Annotated in this window: 12 protein-coding genes; 9 read left to right on the plus strand and 3 right to left on the minus strand. The window is 34.1% G+C overall.

Going from position 1 to position 14,131, the window contains the following annotated elements:
* Positions 1-2 precede the first annotated feature (2 nt).
* The gene (locus WC614_02755; GenBank protein ID MFA5031917.1) at positions 3-2,237 is read right to left on the minus strand and encodes a T9SS type A sorting domain-containing protein; all 2,235 of its coding nucleotides are present in this window, start codon (positions 2,235-2,237) and stop codon (positions 3-5) included.
* Between the two features lie 265 nt (positions 2,238-2,502).
* On the minus strand, positions 2,503-3,528 hold the full coding sequence (locus WC614_02760) for a sugar phosphate nucleotidyltransferase (GenBank protein ID MFA5031918.1): 1,026 nt from the start codon (positions 3,526-3,528) through the stop codon (positions 2,503-2,505).
* A 263-nt stretch (positions 3,529-3,791) separates the two neighbouring features.
* Between WC614_02760 and WC614_02765 the strand changes: the two genes are divergently transcribed.
* Positions 3,792-5,015, plus strand: coding sequence for a PLP-dependent aminotransferase family protein (locus tag WC614_02765; protein ID MFA5031919.1), 1,224 nt, complete (start codon positions 3,792-3,794; stop codon positions 5,013-5,015).
* Between the two features lie 66 nt (positions 5,016-5,081).
* Here the strand turns inward: WC614_02765 and WC614_02770 are convergent, their stop codons facing one another.
* Positions 5,082-6,299 (minus strand): OFA family MFS transporter, encoded by a 1,218-nt coding sequence (locus tag WC614_02770; protein ID MFA5031920.1) that lies wholly within the window; start codon positions 6,297-6,299, stop codon positions 5,082-5,084.
* 233 nt (positions 6,300-6,532) lie between these two features.
* Between WC614_02770 and WC614_02775 the strand changes: the two genes are divergently transcribed.
* From WC614_02775 to WC614_02810, 8 genes are all read left to right on the plus strand, one after another.
* Positions 6,533-7,336, plus strand: a complete 804-nt coding sequence (locus WC614_02775) for a phosphate ABC transporter substrate-binding protein (GenBank protein ID MFA5031921.1) — start codon at positions 6,533-6,535, stop codon at positions 7,334-7,336.
* The gene (gene pstC, locus WC614_02780; GenBank protein ID MFA5031922.1) at positions 7,333-8,166 is read left to right on the plus strand and encodes a phosphate ABC transporter permease subunit PstC; all 834 of its coding nucleotides are present in this window, start codon (positions 7,333-7,335) and stop codon (positions 8,164-8,166) included. The genes WC614_02775 and pstC overlap by 4 nt, the downstream gene beginning before the upstream one ends.
* A complete protein-coding gene (pstA, locus tag WC614_02785) occupies positions 8,166-9,005 on the plus strand; it encodes a phosphate ABC transporter permease PstA (protein ID MFA5031923.1) in 840 nt (279 codons plus the stop codon). Before pstC ends, pstA begins: the two co-directional genes overlap by 1 nt.
* Positions 9,005-9,748: a phosphate ABC transporter ATP-binding protein gene (locus tag WC614_02790; GenBank protein MFA5031924.1), complete on the plus strand. Its 744-nt coding sequence runs from the start codon at positions 9,005-9,007 to the stop codon at positions 9,746-9,748. Before pstA ends, WC614_02790 begins: the two co-directional genes overlap by 1 nt.
* A complete protein-coding gene (gene pstB / locus WC614_02795; GenBank protein ID MFA5031925.1) occupies positions 9,748-10,494 on the plus strand; it encodes a phosphate ABC transporter ATP-binding protein PstB in 747 nt (248 codons plus the stop codon). Before WC614_02790 ends, pstB begins: the two co-directional genes overlap by 1 nt.
* Before the next feature lie 150 nt (positions 10,495-10,644).
* The gene (gene phoU / locus WC614_02800; protein MFA5031926.1) at positions 10,645-11,334 is read left to right on the plus strand and encodes a phosphate signaling complex protein PhoU; all 690 of its coding nucleotides are present in this window, start codon (positions 10,645-10,647) and stop codon (positions 11,332-11,334) included.
* A gap of 45 nt (positions 11,335-11,379) precedes the next feature.
* Positions 11,380-12,060, plus strand: coding sequence for a response regulator transcription factor (locus WC614_02805; GenBank protein MFA5031927.1), 681 nt, complete (start codon positions 11,380-11,382; stop codon positions 12,058-12,060).
* Complete coding sequence (locus WC614_02810) at positions 12,057-13,784, plus strand: ATP-binding protein (GenBank protein MFA5031928.1); 1,728 nt, start codon at positions 12,057-12,059, stop codon at positions 13,782-13,784. Before WC614_02805 ends, WC614_02810 begins: the two co-directional genes overlap by 4 nt.
* Positions 13,785-14,131 lie beyond the last annotated feature (347 nt).

Here is a 14,131-nt window from a genome sequence, read left to right on the forward strand (position 1 = left end):
ATTTATTTCACTATTGTTATTTTCTTCGTCTCTTTGAACTTATCGGTTTCTAATCTACAAAAATAAACACCTGAAGATAAGTCTTTAGTGTCCAAGTTAACAGTATAACTTCCTGCCTCTTTTTCGCCATCCACAAGCGTTTTTACAGTTCTACCGCTTAAATCGTAAATCTTCAATGACACTTTGTTTTTTACTGGTAACTGATAATTGATAACTGTTGACTGGATAACCGGGTTTTTACTTATTTTTAATTCCGCATTCCGCATTCCAAAATCCAAATTTGACTGTTCCTCTATTCCTTTTCCATCATCCTTAAGTACCCAGACTCCCCCTGTAGAATAATAACTGCCCCAACAACTAACATATATTAAACTATCCTGCGGATTAACTGCAATAGATACTGGTTGCGCTCCAACTTGCACTGTTTGTATAACCGAATCGTTTGCCCCATCAATTATTGAAACACTACCACTGCCACTATCTGCCACATAAATTTTATTTGTCACAGAATTTACACATATACCATGAGGGGAACGCCCAACATTTATGGTAGCAATTATCATATCATTTGTCCCATCAATTACTGAAACACTCCCTGAAAAATAACAATTTGCCACATATATTTTATTTGTGCTCGGATTTACGCAGATGCTTCGAGGACAAGATCCAACGGCTACTGTTCCAACCACTGTATTATTCGTCCCATCAACTACTGAAACACTATTATTCTGCCAGTTTGCTACATATATTCTATTTGTTGTTGGATTTACACAGATAGCTTGGGGATAATCAATATTATAGAAGATTTCAGTAATAATTGAATCATTTACTCCATCAATTGCCCAGATTCTACTGCCCGAATAATCTGTGCTATAAATTTTATTTGTGTTTGAGTTTACACATATACTCTCCTGAAAATAATAGCATGAGGCTATGGTATCAATCAATAGATTATTTGTCCCATCAATTACTGAAATATTACCAAAGCTTTGGTCGCCCCAATTATGACAATTTGCCGTATAGATTTTATTTGTTGCCGGATTTACACATATACCCCAAGGTCCGGCAGACATGACAATTTTTATATCAATAATTGAATTATTTATCCCATCAATAACTGAAACTCTATTACTATTCCAATCTGCCACATAAATTTTATTTGTATTTGGATTTACACATATACCTTGAGGATGATTCATAATGGCTATGACATTAATCAATAAATTATTTGCTCCATCAATGACTGAAACATTATCAGTTCTCTCGTTTGCCACATAAATTTTATTTGTTGTAGAATTTACACATATACCAGAAGACTTAGAACCAGCAGCTACATGAGCAATAAATGTATTACTCGTTCCATCCATTACTGAAACACAGCCTTCTCCATATACTAAATAGTCATCCCATATCACATAGATTTTATTTGTTTTAGGATTTACACAGATACCAGAAACATAATTCACGAAAAATGTGGATATAGGTGTTTTAGTAACCACTGAATTAGTTGCCCCATCAATAACTCCAACATAGCTTATGTCATTATATCTCCATGCTACATAAATCTTATTTTTTGTTGGGTTTACACAGATATCCATAGGACAAGCATTAGTCCCAAGATTTACTGTAGCAACTATTGAATCATTTGTCCCATCAATTACTGAAATATTATTGCTCCATTTATTTGCTACATAGATTTTATTTGTATTAGGATTTACACATATACCATAAGAATCAGAGCCAGAAGTAATTACAGTATCAATGATTGAGTTATTTGTTCCGTCAATTACCAAAACATAACTAATGCTCCCAGTTAAATAACCTGTCATATAAATTTTATTTGTTGTTGAATTTACACATATATCATAAACCTCCATCCCCGCAGCTATAGTAGCAAAAACTGAATCTTTTGCCCCATCTATTACTGAAATAGTATTATTGTCATTTGCCACATAAATCTTATTTGTTGTTTGATTTACGCATATATTATGGGGATATCTACCGACAGCTATTGTATCTATGACCGAATCATTCGTTGCATCAATTACTGAAACATTATCACTATAGTAATTTGCTACATAAATCTTATTTGTTGTTTGGTTTACAGCTACCGCAGTCGGGTGAGAACCCCATTTTTGTGGTCTTAAGGATATATTTTTAATCACCGTCACATTCGCCCATCCTGTTTCCACACCCAACACCATCAACATTGCAATTAGTATTAGCGGTTTCTTCATTTTTCTTTTCGCTCTTTTATCTCTTAAAGTTCTCTTAAAATCCTTGTCAATCCTGTCAAAATTTTCCGTTCAACGTTTTAATAAGCAAGCAAGATGCTTGCATTACATTGTACTTCAAGCTTCCAGCTTGATGACATTTTTTCATTATTTTACTAATGTTTTTTCATCTGTAACTCAAGCTTTCCTGCCTACTGTAAGACAGGCAGCAAGCAAGTCAACGCCACAGCGGACTCCGCAAAAGGCGGAGATGCTTGCACTACAATAATTACAGGTACTTTTCAAAATCTTTATCCTCGCCAATTTGGCGAACAAGAGATTTTATCTCATCTATCCGATTTCTATCACATACGAAAACAACATTATCACTCTGAACTATAACAAGGTCGGATACCCCGATAGTAGCAATAGCCCCATTTGTAGATACAATAATACAATCCTTTGTATCTATACCGCTGTGAAGTCCCAACTTTACATTATTATGTTTATCAAGAGAATGAAGCCTTTCCAACGAAGTCCAGGAACCGACATCGTCCCATGTAAAATTACTTTTTACCACGGCTACATTCTGGCATTTCTCCATTACACCATAGTCAATGGAAATATTTTGCGCCTTATTATAAAGCTGTACCAATGAAATTTGTCTTCTCTTTAATTTCATCAAATCGTCATAAAGTTCAGGCATACAACTATGAAAAGCCTGTAAAATTTTATCTACTCTCCATACAAAAATACCCGAATTCCATAAAAACCTACCCGCGTGAATAAACTCCTGCGCTTCTTTTTGATTTGGTTTCTCTTTAAAATTCTTAACTTTATAAATGGAACCCGTAATCTCATCGCCGACTTCTATATACCCATATCCTGTTTCTGCTCTTTTAGGAGTAATACCAAACGTAACAAGCCACCCCTGGTTCGCAATTTCTACCGCCTTTTCTATAGCATTGAGAAACTCTCTGCCGTCAGGTATCCAATGGTCTGCCGGCAACACGGCCATAACGTCATTTTCTTTTAAGTTTATTGCAGTATACCCAATAGCGCAAGCCGTATTCCTGCCAAAAGGTTCCAAAAGTTTTTTAACCCCGGGAGTCAGCTTTTTAAGTATCGGATTCAATTCTTTATTAGCCACTACAATAATTTTTTTTCTGGGTATAAGAGGTAATATCCTGTTAACGGTTTCGACAATCATAGGTTTGGAAGAGGCAATTGGTATGAGCTGTTTGGGGTGTTTTCGTGTTGAACAGGGCCAGAACCTTTCTCCTCTGCCACCTGCTATTATTACACCATATAACATAATAGTATTTATTATTGTTAAAATTCAATAAGTCAATAAATTTTTTCCTTTTTAGGGCAAGATTATACTCTAATTAAAAAAATTTATAGTCGCTGAATAGTTATATATGATTATGAAAATAAAAAACCTTGACAGGTGTTTTTTACTCATTAAGGTAGCAAAATTATTGTTAAAAATAAAAAGATAACTTTTTGTCGGAATAGAGTCACTGGAAATCTGGTATTTAGTTTTCTTTTATTCGTATTTGTAAAAAGGAGGGTACAATGGGAAAATTTCTGAAGGACAATCTTTCAGCGAGAATTAAAGTTGCCAAACGTTCTACATTACGAGAATTGCTGAAACTTATTGAAAAACCCGATATTATATCCTTTGCAGGAGGAATGCCGGATCCAGCTTTATTTCCTGTGGACCTTATTAAAGAAGCTTGTGACCATGTGCTAACAAATCATAGTAGATTTATATTACAATATGGAACATCCGAAGGATATTTGCCACTAATACAGGAAATTGCAAAAAGGATAGAACTTAAGGAAAAAACCAAAGTTAACGAAGACGAAATGATTATAACTGTTGGCTCACAACAAGGATTAGACCTTATAGCTAAAATATTCCTGAATTATGGAGATATTGTTATCGTTGAAGAACCTACATATTTGGGTGGACTACAGGCTTTCAGGTCTTATGGAGGACGCTTTATAGGAATTCCTTGTGATGAATCAGGAATGCAGGTAGAATTAATAGAGGATAAACTAAAAGAACTCGGCAAACATGAGATTAAAAGAATAAAATTTGTTTATGTAGTACCTGACTTTCAAAATCCTGGCGGAAGAACTTTGTCTCTTGAAAGACGGAAAAAATTGATTGCTCTTGCAGAAAAATATGATTTTTTAATAGTTGAAGATAGTCCTTATAAAGAATTGCGATACCGCGGTGAACACAAACCATCTTTATTCGCTCTTGCTCCAAGAGGTAGAGTCGTTATGCTTTGCACGTTCAGTAAATTGTTCTGTCCGGGATTCAGAGTTGCTTATGCTATTGGAGAAAAAGATGTTATATACCAGATGGTTACGGGAAAACAATCTACCGACTTGTGCACACCGGCATTCAATCAGGCAGTTCTTTCTTATGTCCTCAAGAAAAATGCTTTAGAACCACATATTGAAAAACTCATTACTGCTTATCGTGAAAAACAGAAGTGTATGCTTAATAGTCTTGATAAATATATTCCTCCACTGGGGATGCCTTCAATAGAGTGGACAAAACCGGATGGCGGATTATTTCTGTGGATGATGATGCCGGAATATATAGATACGGAAAGAATGTTCCCGAGAGGGTTAGAAAATAACATAGCATACGTAATGGGAGCAGATTTTTTCCATGACAGTTCGATAAAAAATTGTATGCGATTAAATTTTTCCCTACCTACACTTGAGAAAATAGAAGAAGGCGTAAAAAGACTTGCTGAAGTTATAAATGCGGAAAAATAATGTTTTATTAGTGCTGTTTTTAAAAAGGATTCGAGAATTCTTTTTAATGTAAATCACTTGGAGCTGCTATCTTTTTAGCGCAGGTGCTTTCACCAGAAAAGTCAACATTGCTATTGCCAGACAGAGTCCCCCTACAACAACAAATATTAACGAATAATTATTGTTTGTTGACTGCAAAACTTTTGGCGCAAAAAGATTACTAAGCAATCCGCCGAATCCATAAGCAGTAAACATAAAGCCATAATTTACGCCCGAATTTTTTGTCCCATAATAATCGGCAGTAATTGCAGGAAAAACGGCAAAATAACCTCCGAAACATAAACCAACCAAAGAAATACCAATCCAGAAATAAACAGGAAATACGGGAATTGTATTTAATAAAAGTATCGTTATCCCACAGATAATAAGTATAAAAAACAATGTCTTAATTCTCCCAATTAAATCCGATACTTTACCCCAGAATATTCTCCCGCAGGCATTAAATATTCCAAGCACCATTACCCCAACCGTAGCAAGACTTACAGGAAGTTTTGCCACATCCTGCCCAATCGGTGAAGCTTGTCCTATAATCATTAGTCCTGCCGCACAACCTATGAAATACATTATCCAGAGAAGATAAAATTCTTTTGTCTTTAACATTTCACGGAAAGAAAAATCATATTTTGTTACACCTGTTTTTGCCGATGGATTAAACCCTGCAGGACACCAACCAATAGGTGGATTCTTCAAAAATTGAGCTCCGGTAGTAACGACTACAAAAAAAATCATACCGAGTGTAATAAACGTAAAACTTACCCCCTTAGATGTAATAAGAAATTGCGCAATAGGTGCAAAAACAAGAGACGATGCCCCTAAACCAAATACCGACAATCCGGTAATTAATCCTCTTTTATCGGGAAACCACTTTACACCGGTAGAAATAGGACAGACATAAGCCAAACCGACACCAATACCACAAATGACCCCATAAGAAATAGCAATACCAACAATCGTTTTAGATAAGCCTGCTAAAATAAGACCAATAGCTAAGAAAATACCTCCGGTTGTGGCAACAACTCTCGGTCCTTTTTTATCCTGCCACCTTCCCCCAACAATTGTAGAAAGAGCACAAAACATAAGAACTAATGCAAATGGCAAACTTGCCTGTGTTAAAGAAAAATTAAAAGGTTCCGCCTGTAACGGTTTACGAAATACACTCCATGTATATGTTATACCAAGACACATTTGGATTGAAATCCCAGCTATGACTACCAACCAGCGATTCGTTTTTTTTTCACTGTTCATTTTCTTATTATACCTATCGTTTACCAAAATAATTGTCCTGAGACTATACTTTAAATGGTATATGTCAAGGAATAAAACCTATCCCCACAACTAACTCAAATACATTTTAATCTCCCTGAAGGAGATTAATGGTGAGAATATCTTCAAACAAAAATATATTGACAAATTACTATTTTTATGGCATTTAACAAGACAATGAGTAAGTTGTTAGGTTTCATTTCAATATTAGATTAATGATTCGGCTTTTATTATTGCCTCTTGTTTTCTTACTCACTCTATTTGTTGATGGTTGTTCACCTAAAAAAAAATCCTGCATAACGATTGCCGGGTCCACTTCTGTCCAGCCTTTCATTGAAAAACTTGCTGACCAGTTTATGGCAAAACATCTAAATATGAAAATTGATGTCCAAGGGGGCGGGTCTACTGCAGGAATACAAGCTACATTCAATAATACCTGTAATATCGGGACATCTTCAAGAAACTTAAAACAAAACGAACAAGAATTAAAAACATTCCTTATGTGCTACGATGGGATCGTAATTATACTCAATAAAACAAACCCAATCAATGATTTAACCGAAGAACAAATAAGAGCTATCTTTGACGGCACAATTACTAACTGGAAAGAAGTCGGGGGCAAAGATTCTAAAATCATCCCGGTAACAAGAGAAGAAGGCTCAGGAACAAGAGGCTCTTTTGAAGACTTGATTATGGAGAAAAAAACAATAAGTGACGCTTGTCTTGTTCAGGATTCAAATGGTTCGGTACGAGAAATAATAGCAACTACTCCTCAAGGAATAGGTTATATATCTGCCGGACTCGTTGATGAAAGAGTAAAAGCAGTTAACATTAATGGAATTTCCGCAAATACTGAAAATTTCCTTTCTCATAAATATAAATTTATGCGGCCATTTTTACTATTAACAAAAGATGCTCCAACGTGTAATTCAAAAGAATTCATTGATTACACGTTGTCTTCGGAAGCACAGGATATATTAAAAAAATATGGGTTAATTTCCATAGAAATAAAAGAATGAAAGATAAAATAGCCAGGTGGACACTATTAGTTATTGCTTTTTCTGCCGTCCTTGCTCTTTTATTGATTACATTTTTTATATTTCAACAGGGCGTCCCTTTAATATTCAAAGCCGGATTGAAAAACTTTTTCTCTACTCAATGGTCGCCAACTCACGGGAAGTTCGGAATATCCTCAATGATTGTCGGTTCACTAATGGTAACTTTTGGCGCACTTTTAATTGGTGTCCCTTTAGGACTTTCCTGCGCAATTTTTTTAACGGAATTCTCTTCCAAAACACTCCAGAGAAACTTAAAACCTGTAATAGAATTACTTGCCGGTATCCCATCCGTCGTTTACGGCTTTATCGGCATTATTGTTTTAGTCCCATTTATAAGAGAACATATAGGAGGACCGGGATTTTCGGTCCTTGCATCAAGCATTATTCTCGGTATAATGATTTTACCCACAATCGTAAGTATCTCGTATGACTCTTTACTTGTAGTTCCGGGAACTTACCGTGCAGGCTCATTGGCGCTCGGCGCAACAAAATGGCAGACGGTTACTATGGTATTGATCCCTGCTGCCCGTTCAGGCATAATTACTTCCATAATCTTAGGAATGGGAAGGGCAGTCGGTGAAACTATGGCAGTAATTATGATTGCCGGGAATGCTTTAAAAATTCCACATTCAATACTTGACCCGGTACGCACAATTACTTCAACAATTGCACTTGAATTGAGCTATTCCGTAGGTGACCATAGAATGGCTTTGTTTGCTTGCGGAACAATACTTTTTATTATTATAATTATCCTGAATATTATTGCAACTAAGCTTACAAGACGAACATAATGTTTAAAATTAAACCTAAAACAACTCAAATCATTGCTTATTCCATTTTATTAGCTTTAACTATTGTTACTATTTCCATTCTTGTTTTTATTATTTTATTCATTTTCAAAAATGGCATCAGAGAATTAAGCTGGAGTTTCTTAACTCAACCTACTAAAGAAATGGGTAAAGAGGGCGGGATACTGCCTGCTATTGTCGGAACTCTGCTTGTTACCCTGTTTTCAATTATCATTGCCACGCCTATAGGAGTTGGAAGCGCAATTTATCTATCCGAATATACTAAAGGAGGAGTAATCCGTAGAATAATAAGTTTCGGCGCGGATTGTCTTGCAGGTATGCCATCAATTATTTTCGGACTTTTCGGATTTATATTCTTTGTAATAATGTTAAAAATGGGATGGAGTATACTATCAGGGGGGCTAACACTTGCAATAATGATTTTACCAACTATTATCAGGACATCTGAAGAAGCAATAAAAGCAGTTCCCAATTCCTATCGTGAAATAAGTTACTCCCTCGGAGGCAGTAAATTAGACACTGTTATTAAAGTAGTCCTTCCTACTGCATTACCGGGAATATTAACGGGTATTATTTTGGGAATAGGAAGAGCAATTAGCGAAACGGCTGCAGTAATATTTACGGCAGGCTCATCGTTAAATATGCCGACTTCATTATTCTCTTCCACAAGAACACTAGCGGTTCATTTCTATATCCTTGCAAGAGAAGGGATATCTATGCCAAAAGCTTATGGAACGGCAACGGTTTTGATTATAATTATATTACTTATTAATTTTATCGCGTATAGATTAATGCATAAATTTATTTCCAAATATTACTAATGGCTAAAATCTCTATAAAAAGCTTAAACGTATTTTATAAAAACATTCAAGCGCTTAAAAATATAAATTTAGACGTAGAAAAAAACGAAATCCTCGGGATAATTGGACCATCCAACTCAGGTAAAAGTTCTTTACTGCAAGTTATTAACCGACTTTCCGAAATCTATGAATCAAAAGTCACTGGAGAAATTTTATTGGACAATGAAAGTATATTTTCTTTGCCTATAAACAGTTTACGAAAACGAGTCGGTTTAATATTTGCCACCCCGGTTGTTTTACCCGGTTCTATATACAAAAACGTTACTTATGGACCTAAACTACATAAAAAATTCAAAAAAAGTGAACTTGATGAGTTAGTTTACTTTGCATTAAATACGGCTAATTTATGGGATGAAGTTAAAGACAGACTTCAAGAATCCGCTTCAAAACTTTCCGGGGGGCAGCAGCAAAGATTATGCATTGCACGTATTTTAGCACTCAAACCCGAAGTAATTATGATGGATGAACCCTGTTCAGGGTTAGACCCGATTTCTACGGCAAAAATTGAAAGCACAATGGTATCATTAAAAGATAAATATACATTTATTCTTGTTACGAATAATACAAAACAAGCCGCAAGGGTTAGCTCACGGGTTGCATTTTTTTTATTGGGCGAAATGATTGAAATTGACAAAACGGAGAAAATGTTTACCAATCCTAAAGATAAAAGAACTAATGATTATATAAGCGGAAGGTTCGGATAATGATAAAAACAACAAACTTAAACTTATTTTATAAGGATTTTCACGCCTTAAAAAATGTTAACCTTAGAATAAAAGAGAAATTAATAACCGCAATGATTGGGCCATCAGGATGCGGGAAATCAACCCTCCTAAGAGTTTTTAACCGTATGAACGATCTGGTAGAAGGGACAAAAATTACGGGAGATGTTCTAATTAATGATAAAAATATTTACTGCCCTACCTGCGATTTAACAGCTTTAAGAAAAAAAGTCGGTATGGTATTCCAACGCCCGAATGTGTTTCCGTTATCAATTTTTGATAATGTATCTTATGGCCCTAAAGTATGGGGAATCAGCAATAGAAAAACACTTTCGGAGATAGTTGAAACCTCCCTGAAAGGGGTTAATCTTCTTGAAGAATTAAAAGATCAGTTAAAACAACCCGCTCTTAGCTTATCATTAGAGAAACAACAAAGATTATGCATCGCGAGATTATTGGCAGTCGAACCGGAAGTTCTTTTAATGGATGAACCCTGTTCCGCATTAGACCCGATTTCTACGGCAAAAATTGAAGAATTAATGGTGGAGTTAAAAAACAAATATACAATTGTAATCGTAACGCATAATATGCAACAGGCAGCGCGAATTGCTGATGAAGTTGGTTTTATGCTTTTAGGGGAACTAATAGAATTCGACAAAACGAGTAAAATCTTTACTAACCCTGCTGATGAAAAAACAGCAAATTATATCAGCGGCAGATTCGGTTAACAAGAAAACGACAGGATTTACAGGATTAAAAAATCCAGTTAATCCTGTCAAAAAGTTTTTTATATTTAATATTTTAAGAAGCCCTTTCCAGCAAAGCTGGATTAGGGATTCTTATCCAGCTTTGCTGGGGATTTGAATATAGGGGGAATAATGGATAAATATTTTGATGAAGGGTTAAAGAGCGTTAAAGAAAATATTTTACAAATGGCTACAATGGTTGAAGATTCCATCATAAAAGTTGTAGGAGCTTTGAAAACAGTAGACGTTGAAAAGGCTAAAACAATACGCGAAATTGACCGCCAAATTGATAAAATGGAAATTGCACTAGAAGAACAATGTATTGAATTGATTGCCAGACATCAACCGGTAGGCGCTGACCTGAGATTTTTGATTGGAGTAATAAAAATGAATAATGATATGGAAAGAATGGGAGACCACGCGGTAAACATTTCTGATTGTATAAATTCACTTGCAGGGCAGCCAAATATTAGTTCTATTAGCACTATATGGTCAATGGCAGACGCTGCCATAAAAATGCTGAAAGAAAGTGTAGATAGTTTCGTAACTAATGACCCTGTAAAAGCTCAAAAAGTATGCGAACAAGATGATATCGTTGATGAAATGAAAAACGACACAATAAGACTGTTACTTTCAAGGATGATTGAAGAACCTAAAAAAATAGGCGCTGCAACACAATATGCTTTAGTAGCGCGAAACCTTGAAAGAATTGCAGATTTGGCAACCAATATCAGTGAAGATGTAATCTATATTGCACAAGCAAGAGTAATCAAACATCACGCAGAAGAAGTACTAAAAGACGAATCCAAAATATCAAATTAATAATTGTAGATATGAATTTAATTCGTGCCTTTTGAATAATATATTATGAGCAAACTAATATTTATAGTAGACGATGAACCTGATATTCTTGAATTAGTATCATTAAATTTAAAGAAAGCGGGTTTTTTAGTAAAAGAATTTTTAGAAGCGGACAGTTTTTTAAGAGCTCTTAAAAATCAAAATCCTGACCTTATAATCCTTGATTTAATGCTCCCGGATATGGATGGATTTGAGATTTGTAAAAAATTAAAAAAGGAAGATAAGTTTTCCTCTATCCCTATAATTATGCTTACGGCAAAAAGTGATGAGATAGATAAAGTTTTAGGGTTAGAGTTAGGAGCAGATGATTATGTTACCAAGCCATTTTCCCCTAAAGAGCTTGTTGCAAGAGTAAAAGCGATTTTAAGAAGAAAGATTGAGCAAAAAGAGTCACGGAAAATTATCATAGGAAATATTTTAACGATAGATTTGGAAAAATATGAAGTTTTTGTTGAAAAGAAAAAAATAGATTTGACTGTTACCGAATTCAGAATTCTGAAAATTTTATCTCAGAAAAGAGGATGGGTATTTACAAGAGACCAGCTTTTAGACCATTTGTGGGATGGAGAAAAAATTGTTTTAGATAGGACAATTGATGTTCATATAACAAATCTAAGGGAAAAATTGGGCAAAGCAGGAAATTTTGTAAAAAATATAAGAGGAATAGGGTATAAAATAGAAGAATGAAAAAATCTATATTTCTAAAAATATTCTCAGGGTACTTTTTTATAATATTGGGATTATCAAGTTTGATTCTTGTTTCTTCATTTATAACAATACGAAAACACTATATAGGGTTATTAGTAGAAAACTTACAAAATCTCGGAACTACTTTAACGCTTAAGTTAGAACCAATTATTGAAGAACATAATTTTCAAGAATTAGACAGTCTTGTAAAAAGAATAGGATTTATAATAAATACCAGAATAACAATTATAGATTCAAACGGTATTGTTCTGGCAGATTCTCAAAAAGATCCCAAATCAATGGAAAACCACAAAACAAGACCCGAAGTGGGACAAGCATTAGAAGGGCATATCGGGAAATCATGGCGTTTAAGCACAACGGTAAAAGAAGAAATGTTATATGTAGCTCTCCCGATAAAAAGACAAGGAAGAATCTTTGATATATTAAGATTGAGCCTATCCGTAAGAAACGATATTAATCGTTTACTTAATAACTTAATGTTACAAATTTCACAGGTTATATTAATTATAATGGTTTTATCTTTGTTAGGAGCTTTTTTGCTTTCTAAAAATTTATCAAAACCTATAAAAGAATTAAGTATCGCATCGAATAAAGTAGCTCAGGGAGACTTTAACGTAAAAGTTTTTATAAAAAACAATGATGAATTAAGTGGTCTGGCAAATAGTTTCAATCATATGACTGAACAAATAAAAACGTTATTTACCGAACTCGTCTCGCAAAAAGAAGAGCTTACTAATATCATCTCTTCGATTCAGGAAGGACTAGTCTTATTGGATAAAAAGGGGAAAATTATTCTTTTTAATGAGAGTATGCAAAAAATAGTTCCGGATAGTGTTCTCAAAGATAAATTTTACTGGGAGGTATTAAGAAATCCAAAATTAAATGCATTGGTAAAAAAGGTGCAAAACGAAAAACAAAGCTCTTTTGAAGAAATAGATTTGAATGATAAAACATTTTTATGCGGCATAAGCTATATGACTTCAAAAGAAGAAATAGTATTGATTTTTCATGATATAACAAAAAACAAAGAATTGGAAAAGATAAAAAGAGATTTTGTGGTAAATGTATCTCACGAACTAAAAACTCCTCTTACTGTAATAAAAGGCTTTACTGAGACTTTAGAAAGCGAGGTAAATGAAAAAAGTAAACATTTTTTAGATATTATAAAAAATCATACGGACAGACTTATAAATATTATTCAGGATTTACTTGTTTTATCAGAGCTTGAGGAGAAGAAAAATAACCTGAATTTAGAACAGGTAAACCTGCAAAATTTAATAGAAAATGTTGCAAAAATATTTGAACAAAAATTAAAAGGAAAACAACTAAATTTAGAAATTAACGTAGACAGTAACATTCCACCTATAAAAGCAGATGCATTTAAAATAGAACAAATGTTTATAAACTTAATAGATAATGCAATCAAATATACTGAAAACGGAAAAATCAAAGTTTCGTGTACTCAAGAAGAAACAAATATTAAAATAGAAATAGAAGACACCGGGATAGGTATACCACAGGAATATTTAGCCCGGATATTTGAAAGATTTTACGTAGTAGATAAATCCCGCTCAAGAAAATCGGGAGGAACAGGACTCGGTCTTTCTATCGTAAAACATATCGTTCTCCTGCATAACGGAACAATAAATGTAGAAAGCGAACCCGGTCAAGGAACCAATTTTAGTATTACTCTTCCCAATTAGTTCCCTCTAATTTTTATTCTTAACCAAAAATTAATATTTTCCTTATACGCACCTAACAATCTTAGTGTATATACATTATCAAATAAAAAATGAAAGTGAAAATTATCAATGCAGCGTCGCAGAGAACGCAGAGGGCAGAAAAATAAAAAAGTTTTAGGGGTAAAAGATAACAAATTATGGAGATAGAGAACAGAGATGGTACAGAGAAAAGAAAGAGAAGAGAAAAAGTGCAAATTGATATGTTTATATTAGCAATTATTCTTAACCAAAAATTAATATTTTCCTTATACGCACTTAACAATGTTAGTGTATATACATTATCAAATAAAAAAATGAAAAACAAAGGA

The sequence above is a fragment of the bacterium genome (assembly GCA_041649255.1).
In the GTDB taxonomy this organism is placed as follows: Bacteria; Hydrothermota; UBA3073; order JACQXS01; family JAQTXJ01; genus JAQTXJ01.